Source organism: Afifella pfennigii DSM 17143 (assembly GCF_000688515.1).
GTDB classification, from domain to species: domain Bacteria; phylum Pseudomonadota; class Alphaproteobacteria; order Rhizobiales; family Afifellaceae; genus Afifella; species Afifella pfennigii.
Genome location: NZ_JHZK01000005.1, coordinates 29,209 through 43,052, shown reverse-complemented (window position 1 = coordinate 43,052; position 13,844 = coordinate 29,209). Strand labels below are relative to the sequence as shown.

General features: G+C 65.9%; 16 protein-coding genes. 8 read left to right on the top strand and 8 right to left on the bottom strand.

From position 1 onward, the window contains the following. The first annotated feature begins 66 nt into the window (after window positions 1-66). Complete coding sequence (locus tag Q331_RS20250; protein ID WP_051630689.1) at window positions 67-1,002, top strand: LysR substrate-binding domain-containing protein; 936 nt, start codon at window positions 67-69, stop codon at window positions 1,000-1,002. Here Q331_RS20250 and Q331_RS0105940 read toward each other — a convergent pair. The 3 genes from Q331_RS0105940 to Q331_RS0105930 form a co-directional block, all read right to left on the bottom strand. Beyond that, the gene (locus Q331_RS0105940) at window positions 968-1,516 is read right to left on the bottom strand and encodes a GNAT family N-acetyltransferase (protein ID WP_026379922.1); all 549 of its coding nucleotides are present in this window, start codon (window positions 1,514-1,516) and stop codon (window positions 968-970) included. The genes Q331_RS20250 and Q331_RS0105940 overlap by 35 nt on opposite strands. A gap of 17 nt (window positions 1,517-1,533) precedes the next feature. Continuing rightward, a complete protein-coding gene (locus Q331_RS0105935) occupies window positions 1,534-2,175 on the bottom strand; it encodes a LysE family translocator (RefSeq protein WP_026379921.1) in 642 nt (213 codons plus the stop codon). A 157-nt stretch (window positions 2,176-2,332) separates the two neighbouring features. Beyond that, a complete protein-coding gene (locus tag Q331_RS0105930) occupies window positions 2,333-2,623 on the bottom strand; it encodes a hypothetical protein (RefSeq protein WP_026379920.1) in 291 nt (96 codons plus the stop codon). 338 nt (window positions 2,624-2,961) lie between these two features. On the opposite strand from Q331_RS0105930, the gene Q331_RS20245 reads away from it, so the two are divergent. From Q331_RS20245 to Q331_RS0105915, 3 genes are all read left to right on the top strand, one after another. Further along, window positions 2,962-3,711, top strand: a complete 750-nt coding sequence (locus Q331_RS20245) for a phosphatase PAP2 family protein (protein ID WP_051630687.1) — start codon at window positions 2,962-2,964, stop codon at window positions 3,709-3,711. A gap of 97 nt (window positions 3,712-3,808) precedes the next feature. Continuing rightward, window positions 3,809-5,026, top strand: coding sequence for an argininosuccinate synthase (locus Q331_RS0105920; protein WP_026379919.1), 1,218 nt, complete (start codon window positions 3,809-3,811; stop codon window positions 5,024-5,026). 74 nt (window positions 5,027-5,100) lie between these two features. Continuing rightward, window positions 5,101-6,252: a site-2 protease family protein gene (locus tag Q331_RS0105915; protein ID WP_026379918.1), complete on the top strand. Its 1,152-nt coding sequence runs from the start codon at window positions 5,101-5,103 to the stop codon at window positions 6,250-6,252. Between the two features lie 19 nt (window positions 6,253-6,271). Here Q331_RS0105915 and Q331_RS0105910 read toward each other — a convergent pair whose 3' ends face one another. From Q331_RS0105910 to Q331_RS0105900, 3 genes are read right to left on the bottom strand one after another with little or no spacing between them, the layout of a single operon-like run. Then, window positions 6,272-7,786: a TadE/TadG family type IV pilus assembly protein gene (locus Q331_RS0105910; protein ID WP_169738471.1), complete on the bottom strand. Its 1,515-nt coding sequence runs from the start codon at window positions 7,784-7,786 to the stop codon at window positions 6,272-6,274. A 16-nt stretch (window positions 7,787-7,802) separates the two neighbouring features. After that, entirely contained in the window at window positions 7,803-8,396 is a 594-nt protein-coding gene (locus Q331_RS20240) for a TadE/TadG family type IV pilus assembly protein (protein ID WP_051630683.1), read from the bottom strand. Window positions 8,397-8,404: 8 nt separating this feature from the next. Continuing rightward, a complete protein-coding gene (locus Q331_RS0105900) occupies window positions 8,405-8,986 on the bottom strand; it encodes a TadE/TadG family type IV pilus assembly protein (RefSeq protein ID WP_245615518.1) in 582 nt (193 codons plus the stop codon). A 228-nt stretch (window positions 8,987-9,214) separates the two neighbouring features. Here Q331_RS0105900 and typA point away from each other — a divergent pair, with 228 nt between their 5' ends. Next, the gene (typA, locus tag Q331_RS0105895; RefSeq protein WP_026379915.1) at window positions 9,215-11,041 is read left to right on the top strand and encodes a translational GTPase TypA; all 1,827 of its coding nucleotides are present in this window, start codon (window positions 9,215-9,217) and stop codon (window positions 11,039-11,041) included. A gap of 51 nt (window positions 11,042-11,092) precedes the next feature. Then, a complete protein-coding gene (locus Q331_RS20235) occupies window positions 11,093-11,602 on the top strand; it encodes a GNAT family N-acetyltransferase (protein WP_051630681.1) in 510 nt (169 codons plus the stop codon). A gap of 20 nt (window positions 11,603-11,622) precedes the next feature. Here the strand turns inward: Q331_RS20235 and Q331_RS0105885 are convergent, their stop codons facing one another. Next, a complete protein-coding gene (locus Q331_RS0105885) occupies window positions 11,623-11,937 on the bottom strand; it encodes a DUF167 family protein (RefSeq protein WP_026379914.1) in 315 nt (104 codons plus the stop codon). Further along, window positions 11,934-12,224 carry a YggT family protein gene (locus Q331_RS0105880; RefSeq protein WP_026379913.1) on the bottom strand — a complete coding sequence of 97 codons (291 nt, stop codon included), beginning with the start codon at window positions 12,222-12,224 and terminating at the stop codon, window positions 11,934-11,936. Before Q331_RS0105880 ends, Q331_RS0105885 begins: the two co-directional genes overlap by 4 nt. A gap of 204 nt (window positions 12,225-12,428) precedes the next feature. Here Q331_RS0105880 and Q331_RS0105875 point away from each other — a divergent pair, with 204 nt between their 5' ends. Both Q331_RS0105875 and Q331_RS0105870 read left to right on the top strand, forming a co-directional pair. Beyond that, window positions 12,429-12,971 carry a sigma-70 family RNA polymerase sigma factor gene (locus Q331_RS0105875; RefSeq protein WP_034491274.1) on the top strand — a complete coding sequence of 181 codons (543 nt, stop codon included), beginning with the start codon at window positions 12,429-12,431 and terminating at the stop codon, window positions 12,969-12,971. Next, window positions 12,971-13,747 carry an anti-sigma factor gene (locus Q331_RS0105870; RefSeq protein WP_026379911.1) on the top strand — a complete coding sequence of 259 codons (777 nt, stop codon included), beginning with the start codon at window positions 12,971-12,973 and terminating at the stop codon, window positions 13,745-13,747. The genes Q331_RS0105875 and Q331_RS0105870 overlap by 1 nt, the downstream gene beginning before the upstream one ends. The last annotated feature ends 97 nt before the right edge of the window (window positions 13,748-13,844 follow it).

The following is a 13,844-nucleotide window of genomic DNA, read 5'->3' as shown; positions in this document are numbered from 1 at the left end:
CCCAATCTGCGCTTGAAGCCGCTGGCGATCCAACGAATAATCTGGATCGTAACATAAGGTGTCTTAATGGCTTCAGCGCTTCCGCCGCTTTCCACGATCCGCGTCTTCGAGGCGGCCGCCCGGCACCTCAACTTCACCGCGGCGGGGGAGGAACTCGCCATGACCCAGGCCGCCGTGAGCTATCAGATCCGGCTTCTGGAGGAATGGGCCGAAACACGGCTTTTCACCCGACAGGCACGCGGCGTGGAACTGACGGAGGCGGGCGCCCGCTTGGCGCCCTTCACCGCCCGCGCGCTCGCAGAGCTGCGCGAGGGCTTTGCGACCCTCAAGGAAAGCCAGGAGGAGATCCTCTCGATTAGCGCCGTCGCCACCTTCGCCACGACCTGGCTGGTGCCACGCCTCGGTTTCTTCCAGCTTGCGCATCCTCAGATCGCCGTCCGGCTTGAGACGACTAACCGTGCCGTCGATTTTCCGCGCGAGGCGATCGATCTCGGCATCCGCGCCGGGCACGGCAACTGGCCGGGGCTTGCCCAGCACAAGCTGCGCGACATGGTCTTTGCGCCGATGCTGAGCCCTTCCCTCGCCGCAAGGCTCGGGCCGGACCCCTCCCCTGCCGACCTTCTGAAGCTGCCCCTTATCGAACCGGTCGACCCCTGGTGGCAGGATTGGTTCGCCGCCGCGGGCATCGATGCCGGCGACCTTGCCGAAAAGCCCGGCCTGCAGCTTCTCACCCAGTATCTGGCGGCTCGCGCGGCCATGGCGGGTCAGGGCGTCGCCATCCTGGAGCCGGCCTTCTTCGCCGAGGAGATCGCATCCGGGCGCCTCGTCCAGCCCTTCGCGCTCACCGCCTCCTCCGGATGGAGCTACTTCCTGGTCTATCCGCAAACGCCCCCGCCACCGCGCAAGGTGAGGCTTTTTGAGGCCTGGCTGAAGGAACGGCTTTCCGAAGAGGCCAAAACCGCCCGCCTCAACGCTGCCGCCCCAGCCATTCCTGGCGGGTGATCTCCCAAACCTCGGTCGCCAGCCGCCCGCTCACATAGTCGCGCTCCACGATCCCAACGAAGCGCATGCCCTGGCGCACGGAAATACGCCGCGAGCCCTCATTGCCGACCGCCTTGAAGACGCGCATGACGGGGCGCCCCAGCACCTTGAACCAATAATCGGTCGCCGCGTCCGCCGCTTCCCGCATCAGGCCCTTTCCCTGCCATTGCGGCGCCAGCCAAAAGCCGCGCTGATCCTCCTCGCTATCCTTCAGCCCGATGACGCCGATGATCTCCCCGGGCCGATCCTTGAGCCGCAGCGTCCACAGCCATTCGCGCCCCTGCGCCATCGCCGGCAGGGCCGCATCGCGGATATAGGTGAGCGCCCCATCCTCAGGATACGGCCAGGGCACCACCGCGTTGAGGTAGCGCACCACTTCCCAGCGCGGAAAAAGCCGCTGGATCTGCGGCGCATCGTCGAGCGAGAGCGGCCGCAGGACGAGCCGCCGCGTCTGAAGCTCCGGCACCTTCGCCATCTCGCCTCACCCTGAGCCTAGCCCGGACGCGTCGTCAGAATGCGCAGGGCGAAGGCGCCGAAGATGGTGGCGCAGGCGTAATCGACCCCGCGCGAGATCATCGGGGAGCGCCTCAGCGCCGCGGAGAATTGCGAGGCGGCGAGGATCATCGCCCCGCAGGAGGGAATGGCAAGCGCGATGAAGTAAAAGCCGAGAAAGGCGAGCTTGCCGCCGGCATGCGGGTCGGAGGCGGAGACGAATTGCGGCAGGAAGGTCACGAAGAAGAGCACGATCTTCGGGTTGAGAAGGTTGATGCCGAGCCCCGCCGCCCAGCTCCTCCACAGCGATTGCCGGCCCCGAAGGCTCGTCTCCAGCGTCAGCGCCGAGCCGTGGCGGAGCGCCTGATAGGCGAGGAAGAGAAGATAGAGGGCGCCCGCCGCCTTGACGAGGAAGAAGCCCTGCGGCGAGGCCGCGAGCAGGGCCGAGAGGCCGAAGGCGGCGAGCATCGTATGCACGACAATGCCGGAAAGGGCGCCGAACATGGCGGCGAGCCCGGCCGCCCTGCCCTGGGTGAGGGCGCGCGAGAGAAACAGCGTCATGTCCGGGCCGGGCGTGACGATGAGGACGGCCGCCGCCAGCGTGAAGGCGGCCAGCACGCCGAGCGATGGTATGAAGTCCATGGGCATCCTCCGATCCTGCCTTATGCCGCTTTCACTGAAGCGCGACCACCCGGAACGTGTTCAGGCTCTTCAGCCCAGGAGAGCGCTTCCTTCACAAGAGACAGGGCGCAACCACAGCAACGCGCCCACACCGCCCACGAGGTGCCGAAAGCCTCAATCAGCGCTCAAAATCCGCGAAGGTTCCCTCGGTGCCGCCCGTCGTGTCGGTCCTCGGGCCAGAAGGCTGCATGTTGCCGTTTTGCACGCTGCCGGGGCGCGTGGTCTTGACCTGAGGCGGGCACGGCGCGCCCTGGCAGGAAGACGTGCCGGAGGCTTCCTGCGCCGCAATGTTCGGCTTTTCATCGTCGGCCCGGGCGCCTGCGGCACAAACCATCGCCAACGGCACGGCAAGAGCGAGCGGAACGACAAGCGGCGCTGCGCGGAAGGTTGCTGCGTTGCTATTGCTCATGGGGTCTCCTCCCGAAATCTGAGGGTTGTCCATCGCCAATCGGCTCTCACCCGAAGCTGGCATCGCCAGCGAAGAACTTGAACGCGTCATCGCGGAGCCGGAAGCGCAAAGTGGGCAGGTGCGTCAGGTGCGGGCTTGTGCCTCATGTCTCGCTTAAGATCGACGGCGCCCCCCGTCCAACGAGCTGGCAGTCTCAGATGAGCCCCGATGCCGGTTAAGCAACACCGCTTGACCAGGCAAGGCCGTCTGGCGCATTTCGCCGCATGCAATTCGGACGCTCCGCCATCCGTCTGCCTCGGCAGCTATCGAGCTTCGCCCGCTGGACGAAGCGCAGGCCCATGCTCGCCGCCCTCGCCGCGCTCTTTGCCGCCACGCTTCTTTTTGCTCTCTTCCCCGCGCTCGACCTTGCCGCCTCGCGCGCCTTCTGGACGGGCGACAGCTTTACCGGGACGAGCTCCGGCTTCGCTCTCTTCGTTCGCGATTTCGCGCGCGGCGTGGAGATCCTGGTGGCGCTCGTCGTCGGCCTGCCCCTGCTTCTCAAGTTCGTCTGGCCCGAGAGCCGGCTTCTCATCGCCCCGCGCGTGCCGCTCTATCTCTATCTCGTCTTCGCCATCGGCCCCGGCCTCATCGTCAACGGCATCCTGAAAGAGCATTCGGGAAGGCCGCGGCCGCGTCATCTGACCGAATTCGGCGGCGAGGATATCTTCGCCCGCGTCGGCGATTTCGCCGGCTCCTGCCTTTCCAACTGCTCCTTCGTCTCCGGCGAGGCCGCCTCTGCCTTCTGGCTGGTGGCGCTCGTCTTCCTCGTGCCGAAGGCGATGAAGGCGCCGGTACTCCTTGCCACGCTCGCCCTCGCCGCCGCCGCGTCCTGGAGCCGGGTCGCCATGGGCGGGCATTTCCTCAGCGACGTCCTCATCGCCTGGCTGATCACGCTTCTTGTCATGCTGCTTCTGAAGGAGCCCATCCTGAGGCGCTTCCAGCCCGGTCTCGACGAAAGGCTGGAGGCGGGCATCGCCCGCCTCGGGCGCTCGGCACGGTCGCTTGCGGCTCGCCTGCGGGCCCGGTGGGCGAAGCGCCGCCACGCTTGAGAAAGCGACCGCTCCAGCGGCTTTTTCCACGCCTTGCGCGCCGCTCGCCCCTGCCTATAGTGCGCGCCCGACACGCAACCCTCTTCCCGAGCTTTTCATGTCCGACGTCAAGAAAGTGGTGCTTGCCTATTCCGGCGGCCTCGACACCTCCATCATCCTCAAATGGCTGAAGGTCACCTATGGCTGCGAGGTGGTCACCTTCACCGCCGATCTCGGCCAGGGCGAGGAGCTGGAGCCGGCCCGAAAGAAGGCCGAGATGCTCGGCATCAAGGAAATCTACGTGGAGGATCTGCGCGAGGAATTCGTGCGCGACTTCGTCTTCCCGATGTTCCGCATGAACGCGCTCTATGAAGGCGTCTATCTTCTCGGCACCTCCATCGCCCGTCCGCTCATCGCCAAGCGACTGGTGGAGATCGCCCATGAGACCGGTGCCGACGCGATTGCGCACGGTGCGACCGGCAAGGGCAACGACCAGGTGCGCTTCGAGCTGACGGCCTATGCGCTCGATCCCGACATCAAGGTGATCGCGCCCTGGCGGGAATGGGAGTTCGCCTCGCGCACCGACCTCATCGACTTCGCCGAGAAGAACCAGATCCCGGTGCCGAAGGACAAGCGCGGCGAGGCGCCCTTCTCCGTCGACGCCAACCTCCTGCACTCCTCCTCGGAGGGCAAGGTGCTGGAGGACCCGAACGAGGAGCCGCCCGCCTATGTCTTCCAGCGCTCCGTCTCGCCCGAAGAGGCGCCGGACGAGGCGACCATCATCGAGATCGGCTTCGACAAGGGCGATCCGGTTTCGCTCGACGGCAAGGCACTGAAGCCGCACGAGCTTCTCGCCGCCCTCAACGATTTCGGCCGCGACAACGGCATCGGCCGCGTGGATCTGGTGGAGAACCGCTTCGTCGGCATGAAGAGCCGCGGCATCTACGAGACGCCGGGCGGCACCATCCTTCTTGCCGCCCATCGGGCGATGGAATCGCTCACCCTCGACCGCGGCGCCGCGCATTTGAAGGACGAGCTGATGCCGCGCTATGCCGAGCTCGTCTATAACGGCTTCTGGTATGCGCCCGAACGCGAGATGATCCAGGCGCTCGCCGATAAGAGCCAGGAGAAGGTAGCCGGCACGGTGCGCCTCAAACTCTACAAGGGCAACGTCATCGTCGTCGGCCGCGCCAGCGCCCATTCGCTCTACGACGACAGGCTGGTGACGTTCGAGGACGATCGCGGCGCCTACGACCAGCGCGACGCCGAGGGTTTCATCCGCCTCAACGCCCTGCGCCTCAGGACGCTGGCCATGCGCGACCGCGTGAAAGGCTAAGAAAGGGTAGCGCGCCCTGCCCGCGCGGCGGTGCGCCCCTTTGCATCTGGCGCGCCGCGCGCCATCTAGACGCCATGTCCTGGTCCTTCCCCATCGGCCGCCTTTTCGGCTCCGAGATCCGCATCCACGTCACCTTCTTCCTGCTCTTGGCGTGGATCGGCATCGCCCATTACCAGATGGGCGGCACCGCCGCGGCCATCGACGGCATTCTCTTCATCCTGGCGATCTTCGCCTGCGTCGTGGCGCATGAGTTCGGCCACGCGCTCGTCGCCCGCCGCTACGGCATCAAGACGCCCGACATCACCCTGTTGCCGATCGGCGGCCTCGCCCGGCTGGAGCGCATGCCGGAAAAGCCGGGCGAGGAGATTCTCGTCGCCCTCGCCGGCCCGGCGGTCAACATCGTCTTCGCCTTCATCCTCATCGTCTTCCTGGGCGCCGCCGTCGATCCGCAGGCGCTGGCGGAGCTGGAGGATCCGAGCGTCAGCTTCCTCGCCCGCCTTGCCGCGGTGAACCTCTTCATCGCCATCTTCAACCTCATCCCGGCCTTCCCGATGGATGGCGGGCGGGTGCTGCGCGCCATCCTCGCCACGCGCATGAACCGGGTGAAGGCGACGGAGACGGCGGCGCGCATCGGCCAGGCGCTCGCCTTCGGCTTCGGCTTCCTCGGCCTCTTCGGCAATCCGATCCTGCTCTTCATCGCCATCTTCATCTATCTCGCCGCCACCGCCGAGGCGCAGTCGGTCGGCATCCAGGACGTGGCCCGCGGCGTGCGGGTGCGCGATGCGATGATCACGCAATTTGAGGCGCTGTCGCCGAACGCCTCCATCGGCGAGGCCGCCGATCTGCTTTTGAAGACGACGCAGCACGAATTTCCCGTCGTCGATGGCGGTGGGCGCCTGCGCGGCGTCCTCACCCGCAAGGCGCTGATCGAGGCGCTCGGCAAGGAGGGGCGCGAAGCACCGGTGGTGGAGGCGATGGCCCGCAACATTCCGGCCGTGCCCTCGCATGCCTGGCTGAGCGATGCCCTGAAGCGCCTGCAGGACGGCTCCGTCCCCGCCGTCGGCGTCAACGAAGGCGGCGTGACCGTCGCCGGCATGACCGAGGGCGGCCGCTTCGTCGGCTATGTCACGGCGGAGAATATCGGCGAGTTGATGATGATCCGCTCCGCCACCGGCGAGCCCGCGGCCGCTCCGGCGGGCGGGCGCGGCCCTCTCTTGCCACAATAGCGGCGGCGCGCCGCCGGGCTTAGCGGCTGACGCGCAGGTTCGACAGGGAATCGCCGATTTCGCGGAAAGCTTCCGAAAGATCCGCCGAGGACGGCGAATCGAAGAAGAAGTCGTTCTGCGAGGCGCAGCGGCGCATCATCGCCTTGGTGGAATTGCCCGGATTGCCGAAGGCGATGGTGTAGACGATGATGCCGACATTCTTCATCGACGTGCAGACCTCCTCCAGCCGGTCGTCCATCTCGCCTTCCGCCGCATTGCCGTTCGTCGTGCCGAGCCGCCCCTCCGGCAAGGTTCCGTAAGCCGTGTAAGTCCAGACATCGTCTGCCATCCGACCGGGCATCGTGTTGTCGCCGTCGGTCATGATGATGGCGGCCTTGTCCATGAGGTCGTTGTTGTAGTCGAGGGGAAGATTGTTGGTGTCCATCTCGCCGCCCCACAGGCCGCGCCAGTTCGGCGACAGCATGCGCCACCCCCAAACCGCTCCCATGGGAATGTGGGTATACCAGTCACTCTCAACCTTCATGGCGTCGATCGCATTGCTGATCGCCGACTTGCTCGCAGTCAGCGGCGTGACCGCCTGAAGACAGCTCTTGTTGGGCCCGAAAGTGTCGGAGAAGGGCGTGTTGTAGGTCCGCTCCTCACCATCCTCGACCCAGACGTTCTCGTAGCGCCAGCACCTCCCCCAGAAATACAAGGTGCATTGCCGCTCGTAGTGGCCGGTCGCTTCCGTGCTGGCCCAGTTATTGTAAGATTGATCGCTGTACCCGGATGAAAGATCATCTGGATCGCGCCAGTAAAAAGGTGAAAAACTCTCTGTCGAGGGCGGATCATCCGTGACATCGCGACCACTCAATGTCCGCGCTTCCACGCATCCGTTCCATTCATAACCTTCCGATTGTGCATAATCGATCGCACTCTGGTCGGTCACATCGACATTGAGCCAGCTCTTTTTGCCCGAACCGATATTCACGGTCTGGGCGAACGGAACGAGCCCCATATAGAGATGGTCGGGACTGTCATCGCCGAAGAGGATATCGACCAGCTCGTTGGCCGCGCTCTTCAGCGCCGTCAGCTTATAGCCGCGCATCGAGCCGGTATTGTCCAGCACCATCACCACCTCCAGACCGCCGGTCTCGCGCGTGATCTCGGAGGTGGCGCGCACGTCGAGCGTATCGATGCCGAAGAGCTGCATGAAGGTGGTCGGCATTTGCGCGACCGCCGAGACGTTGATCGTCGTCTCGGAGGCATTCACCGTCGCGGTGACGCTCGTGACCTGCGAGCTGGCGTATCCGGTCGGGAAATTCGCCCTTACATAAGTGTCGACATCGTCCTGCACGGAGGAGGAATTGAGCTTGGCGCCGGCGGCGAGACCGCCCGCATCGGCCGCGTTCAAGAGCTTGGCGTGGACGAGCTGCGCCCGCCCGATATCGATGGCCAGCCCCACCGTGCCGATGAGCGCCACGGAGGCAAGGCCGATGAGCGGCAACAGGGCGCCATCCTCCGAACGGAGGTAGCGCCGGACCAGTCGTTTCAAGGCAAAGTTCCACATCTCAGCACCCCGCCGCAGAGGTGAGCTGCCCTAGCCGGGGCCGGAACAGCGCGTATTTGTACAAGTCGCGATTACCCATGAAAAAGCCTGAGATCACAGGGTCGTAGCGGTAGAAGACCTCCGCCACGATCACCATGTCGCCCTCATCGAGGCTCAACCCGCCCGGCAGGCTCGCCACCTCGTTCACCTGACCGATCTGGCTATCCTCCGCGAGCGTTCCCCCGCCCTCGCATTGCCAGTCGACGGTGGCGTTCGCCTCGCCCTCGTCGCGGCCGACCGCACTCAGGACGACAAGGCCGTTATCGTCGAAGGACATCGGCCGCATCAGCTCGCCGGTCGCGCGGAAGATCTGGTTGGCGATGCCGGCGGTGATCATCTCGTTGCGCGAGACGACGTCGGCGACGGTGAAGGCCATCTTCTCCACCTTCTGTTGCGCCAAGAGGAAGTGGCTCATCTGGAAGCCGCCGAGCCCGAGCAAGAGCAGCATCGGCGTCACCAGGGCGAATTCCACCGCCGCGATGCCGCTCTCCTGCCGGCGCAGCGACCGCCAGCGCCCTGCAAGCCGATGGAGGATGGTGGTGGCGTTCGTTCCCATCGTCAGCCTCAGAATGGCTCGTTCTGCACGATCGCGCGGGCGCTCAGCGTGATCGTCCCGTTCTCGGCGAAGATCGAGCCGATCACCGGCGTGAAGAACGTCCAGGGATAGGTGACGGTGTAGACGACGATCTCCCTGGAGGCGCCATATCCGGCGACGCCCTTGTCGGCGTCCCACTGGCCGTTGCCGTTGATGTCGGTGTAATTCTCGCCATCGTCGCGCACGCCGTTGCCGTTGGCATCGACAAAGGGCTCCGGATCGCCGATATCGTCGAAGTTTTGATACGCCTTGCTTGAGATGTTGAGCTTGGCCGGGTCGAGGAGAACGCTGGCCTTCTGGCGCAGCATATCCTTCACCGTCTCGTCGCGGGTGCTTTCGTCTTCCACGAACCCGGTGCGGCCGAGCCTCGTGGCGACGTAGGTGGAATGCTCCAGGACGCTCTCGGCGGCATAGAGCATGCCCATCTCCACCGCCCCCATCATCATCATGATGAAAGCCGGCCCGACCACGGCCATTTCCAGAGCCGTCGCCCCGCTCTCGTCGCGGCGGAGCCTTCGCAGCCTTATGCGCAGCCCACTATGCATGTTCATGTCCGACGCCTTGTTTGAGCGGCATCCTGGGACGGAAAACGCAGAAATTGCTTAAAATGGCAGGCTTCCGTAGTGAAAGCTGCGGGCAGGCTGAACGGAGGGTAAAGCCAATCGCTAAAATTGAGGGCAAGCCGTCGCGCCAGGCCCTCGCGTGCGCCGCTTGGCGACAGATCGCACTGTTGTCGAGCCACGGAATGGAGTAAGGCACACTCCCAACGAACGGCTCCCATGACCTCTGATCTTCGCAACATCGCCATCATCGCGCATGTCGATCATGGCAAGACGACCCTCATCGACGTGCTCCTGAAGGCCACCGGCGCCTTCCGCGAGGGCGCCCGCATCGCCGAGCGCGTGATGGATTCCAACGCGCTGGAGCGCGAGCGCGGCATCACCATCCTCGCCAAGGTGACCTCGCTCCTGTGGCAGGATGCGCGCATCAACATCGTCGACACGCCCGGCCATGCCGATTTCGGCGGCGAGGTGGAACGCATCCTCAACATGGTGGATGGCGCGCTCCTGCTCGTCGACGCTTCCGAAGGCCCGATGCCGCAGACGAAATTCGTCCTCACCAAGGCGCTTGCCGTCGGCCTGAAGCCCATCGTCGTCATCAACAAGGTCGACAAGACCGATGCGCGTCCCGACGAGGTGCTGAACGAGGTCTTCGATCTCTTCGCCGCGCTCGGCGCCTCCGACGAGCAGCTCGACTTTCCCGTTCTCTACGGCTCGGCCAAGCAAGGCTGGATGGCCGATACCCCCGACGGACGCCACAAAGGCATAGACGCGCTTCTCGATCTCGTCCTGACGCATGTGCCGGCGCCGGTGGTGGAGGAGGCTCCGTTCCGCATGCTGGCGACGACCTTGGAGGCCGACCCTTTTCTCGGCCGGCTTCTGACCGGGCGCATCCGCTCCGGCAGCGTCAAGGCAGGTCAGAGCCTGCGCGCCCTCAGCCGCGAGGGCGAACCGGTGGAGACCTTCCGCGTCTCCAAGGTGCTCGCCTTCCGCGGCCTGGAGCGTCAGCCCATCGAGGCGGGCGAGGCGGGCGATATCGTCGCCCTTGCCGGCATGAGCGAGGCGACCGTCGCCGACACGCTTGCCGATCCGTCGCTCGCCGAACCGATCTTCGCCCAGCCGATCGACCCGCCGACGCTGGCCATGTCCTTCCGCATCAACGACGGCCCGCTCGCCGGCCGCGAGGGCGACAAGGTGCAAAGCCGCGTCATCCGCGAGCGCCTGCTGCGCGAGGCGGAAGGCAATGTGGCGCTGAAGGTGAGCGAGGCGGCCGAGAAGGACGCCTTTGAGGTGGCCGGCCGCGGCGAACTGCAGCTCGCCATCCTCATCGAGACGATGCGCCGTGAGGGCTTCGAACTCACCATCGGCAAGCCGCGCGTGGTCACGCAAGTGGGCGAGACCGGCGAGACGCTGGAGCCGGTGGAGGAGGTGACCATCGATGTCGACGACGAGCATTCCGGCGTCGTCATCGAGAAGCTGTCGACGCGCCGGGGCGAGATGGCGGAGATGCGCCCCTCCGGTGGCGGGCGCACGCGCCTCGTCTTCCACGTGCCGACGCGCGGCCTCATCGGCTATCTCTCCGAGCTCCTCTCCGATACGCGCGGCACCGCGATCATGAACCGGGTCTTCCACGGCTTCATGCCCTGGCGCGGCGAGATTCCGACGCGCCATACCGGTGTCCTCATTTCCAACGGCACCGGCGCCGCCGTGCCCTACGCGCTGTTCAACCTGCAGGAGCGCGGCGCCATGATGGTGGGCCCGGGCGATGCGGTCTATCCGGGCATGATCGTCGGCGAGCACAGCCGCGGCAACGACCTTGAGGTCAACGTCCTGAAGGGCAAGCAGCTTTCCAACGTGCGCGCCGCCGGCAAGGACGACAACGTGCTCCTCACCCCGCCCATGCGGCTTTCCCTGGAACAGGCGCTCTCCTATATCGCCGACGACGAGCTGGTGGAGGTGACGCCGCGCTCCATCCGCCTGCGCAAGGCGATCCTCGACCCGCATGAACGCAAGCGCGCCGAGAGGGCCAAAAAAGATGCAGCCTGAGACGCTGTAAGCGATTGCCCGGCGGGGCTGAACCGTCATAGGCTCGCCCTTATGGGCGCCCTCGTCATCGACATTCGCTACGCTCTGCATTCCGACGCCGCCGCCATCGCGGAGGTGCATGAGCGCTCGTGGAGCGAGGCCTATGCCGGCATTCTGCCGGCGGTGGCGCTGCGCCAGATGATCGCCCGCCACGGCCCTGCGCATTGGGTGGAGGTGATCGGCCGGCGGCGCAACGTCCTCGTCCTGGAAATCGGCGGCCTCATCGTCGGCTATTCCACGTTCGGCCTGGCGCGCCAGCGCTCGCATGCCCGCACGGCCGAGATCTACGAGCTCTATCTTCTGCCCGAATACCAAGGGATCGGCGGCGGCCGGCTACTCTTTGAGGAGACCTGCCGCACCTTGAAGGAGCGCGGCTTCACGCGCCTTCTCGTCCGCGCCCTGACAGAGAACGCCCGGGCGCTGGAATTCTACGAGCGCCGCGGCGGGCGTGTGCGCTCCATGGCGCAGACGCTCTTCGGCGATCGGCGCATGCCCGTGGCGGTCTTCTCCTTCCGGCTCTGAAGACCAGAGAGCTGAAAGCCTCAGCCGAGCTTCGTCAGTTTCTCCGTCAGCTCCTTCGGCTCGCCCGCCACAAGCACCGTCTTCAGGCGCGATGTCTGCCCGCTTTCCACGCTGACGGCGCTCTTCGCAAGGCCGAGGGCCTTCGCCAGGAGTGCTTCCAGCGCCTTGTTGGCGGCGCCCTTTTCCGGCACCGCACGCACCCGCGCTTTCAGGACGACGCGGCCGTCGGCGAGCGCTTCGGCCCCTTCCAACGTGTCCTTCGCCGCCTTCGGCGTCAGCCGCACGCTGACCAGCATTCCCTGCGGCGTGGCGCGCCAGAAGCCGGCTTGGCTCAAATGACCACGGGATAGAGGTAGTAGACGATGATCCGCTGCAACAGGAAGATCGCCAGGATGGCGATGATCGGCGAGATATCGAGCCCGCCGAAGGCCGGTATGAAGCGCCGGATGGGCCGCAGCACCGGCTCCGTCAGCTGGTAGAGCGCCCGCCCGATGACTTCCACCACCTGGTTGCGCGGATTGATGACGTTGAAAGCGTAGAGCCAGGAAAAGATGGCGCTGGCGATGATCACCCAAGTATAGAGATTGAGGACCAGAAGGACGACGTCGAGAATGGCGCGCATGGGATCCTGGGCTGGCTTGAGTTCAACGCCGCCCATGTAGCCGTCGTCTCGCCGCCCTGCAAGGCGCCATCGGCCGCGCATGCGCTTTGCGTCTTCGCGCACGCCTGGTCTTGCCACGCCGACAAAAGCTTCCAAATGCCGCTATGACGAGCTCATTCGACCTTCTCGGCGCCCGTGCAGGAAAAGCCCCTTCAAGACAATCAGGTGCTCACCACGCTCTTGGAGCGCGCCGGCCGGCGCGACCGGGTGGCCTTCGAGGCGCTTTACCGGACCGTGGCGGGGAAACTCTTTGCCGTTCAGCTTCGTATCTTGGACGATAGGAGCCTGGCGGAGGAGACGCTGCAGGAAGCGTTCCTGAAAATCTGGGAACGGGCCTCGAGCTATGAGCGCAGCGCCGGCGCGCCGCTTGCGTGGATGATCGCCATCGCCCGCAACACCGCCATCGACCGTCTGCGCTCCAAGGAGGAGCGGCTTGGCAAAAAGAGCATCACGGAGACGAAGACGGGCGAGGACATCCTGCAATTCCTGGCCGACGGTGCCCGCGGTGCCGACCCTCTGGAAGCGAAGGCCTTGCGGCATTGCCTCGACGGGCTGGAGACGCAGGCCCGCGAGACGGTGGTGCTCGCCTATTGCTATGGCTTCTCGCGCGAGGAACTGGCGCAGCGCTATGCTCGCCCCATCGGCACGATCAAGACCTGGCTGCACCGCAGTCTGAAGACGCTGTTTCAATGCCTGGAAGGCGGATGATGGACGAAGCGACGCGCATGGCGGCGGCGGAATATGTCCTCGGCACCCTGCCGGCCGAGGAGCGGGAGCACTTTGCCGAGCGCATGGTCCGCGAGCCGAACCTCGCCGCCGCCGTCGCCGCCATGGAAACGCGCCTCGCCCCGCTCGCCGCCTCGCTGCCGGAGGAGGCACCGCCACCGGAACTGTGGCGCAAGCTCGCCGCCAGCCTCGACGAAGGGGGCGCCTCCGCCATTCCCGCCGCGCCGGCCTCGCCGTCCTCTGGCAAAGGCCCCGCCGGCGGGGCGCAAGGTGCCGAAATCGTCTCTCTGCGCCGGCGGCTCGCCATCTGGCGAGGCTCCGCGCTCGCCACCGGCGCGCTTGCCGCAGGTCTGGCCCTCGCCGTCATCCTGAGGCCCGATTTCTTCGTCCCGCCCCCCACACAAGGCGAGGAGACCGACCGCTATGTCGCCGTGGTCGATGCGGAGGGCCGCCAGCCAGCCATGGTGGTGACGGTCGACACCGCAGCCGGCACGGTGAGCGTGCGATCACTGTCGGCACAGGTGCCGGACGATCACAGCCTGGAGCTCTGGTATGTCGGCGGCGGCGGCGCACCGCGCTCTATCGGCGTTCTGGAAGAGAGGGAAGAGGCCAAGACGCTGCGCGTCGGCGCCTCCGAGCTTGCCACCATCGCCGATGCGGCGATCGCGGTCAGCGTGGAGCCGCCGGGCGGCTCGCCGACCGGCACCGCCACCGGTCCCGTCATCTATCAGGGCAAGCTCGTGCCCGAACCGAGATAGGCGAACACCGGGCAAAAAGAGAGGCGGTCCGGGGGGCTTGGACCGCCTCTCGATCGCCGGACGGCAGCGTGCCGTCCGGACGAACCTCGTTCGACCG

Bases quoted from the DNA above. Each gene is read 5' to 3' on its own strand.
- Q331_RS20250 (WP_051630689.1), top strand. From the start codon at position 67: ATGGCTTCAGCGCTTCCGCCGCTTTCCACGATCCGCGTCTTCGAGGCG.
- Q331_RS0105940 (WP_026379922.1), bottom strand. From the start codon at position 1,516: ATGGCGAAGGTGCCGGAGCTTCAGACGCGGCGGCTCGTCCTGCGGCCG.
- Q331_RS0105935 (WP_026379921.1), bottom strand. From the start codon at position 2,175: ATGGACTTCATACCATCGCTCGGCGTGCTGGCCGCCTTCACGCTGGCG.
- Q331_RS0105930 (WP_026379920.1), bottom strand. From the start codon at position 2,623: ATGAGCAATAGCAACGCAGCAACCTTCCGCGCAGCGCCGCTTGTCGTT.
- Q331_RS20245 (WP_051630687.1), top strand. From the start codon at position 2,962: ATGCTCGCCGCCCTCGCCGCGCTCTTTGCCGCCACGCTTCTTTTTGCT.
- Q331_RS0105920 (WP_026379919.1), top strand. From the start codon at position 3,809: ATGTCCGACGTCAAGAAAGTGGTGCTTGCCTATTCCGGCGGCCTCGAC.
- Q331_RS0105915 (WP_026379918.1), top strand. From the start codon at position 5,101: ATGTCCTGGTCCTTCCCCATCGGCCGCCTTTTCGGCTCCGAGATCCGC.
- Q331_RS20240 (WP_051630683.1), bottom strand. From the start codon at position 8,396: ATGGGAACGAACGCCACCACCATCCTCCATCGGCTTGCAGGGCGCTGG.
- Q331_RS0105900 (WP_245615518.1), bottom strand. From the start codon at position 8,986: ATGAACATGCATAGTGGGCTGCGCATAAGGCTGCGAAGGCTCCGCCGC.
- typA (WP_026379915.1), top strand. From the start codon at position 9,215: ATGACCTCTGATCTTCGCAACATCGCCATCATCGCGCATGTCGATCAT.
- Q331_RS20235 (WP_051630681.1), top strand. From the start codon at position 11,093: ATGGGCGCCCTCGTCATCGACATTCGCTACGCTCTGCATTCCGACGCC.
- Q331_RS0105880 (WP_026379913.1), bottom strand. From the start codon at position 12,224: ATGCGCGCCATTCTCGACGTCGTCCTTCTGGTCCTCAATCTCTATACT.
- Q331_RS0105870 (WP_026379911.1), top strand. From the start codon at position 12,971: ATGGACGAAGCGACGCGCATGGCGGCGGCGGAATATGTCCTCGGCACC.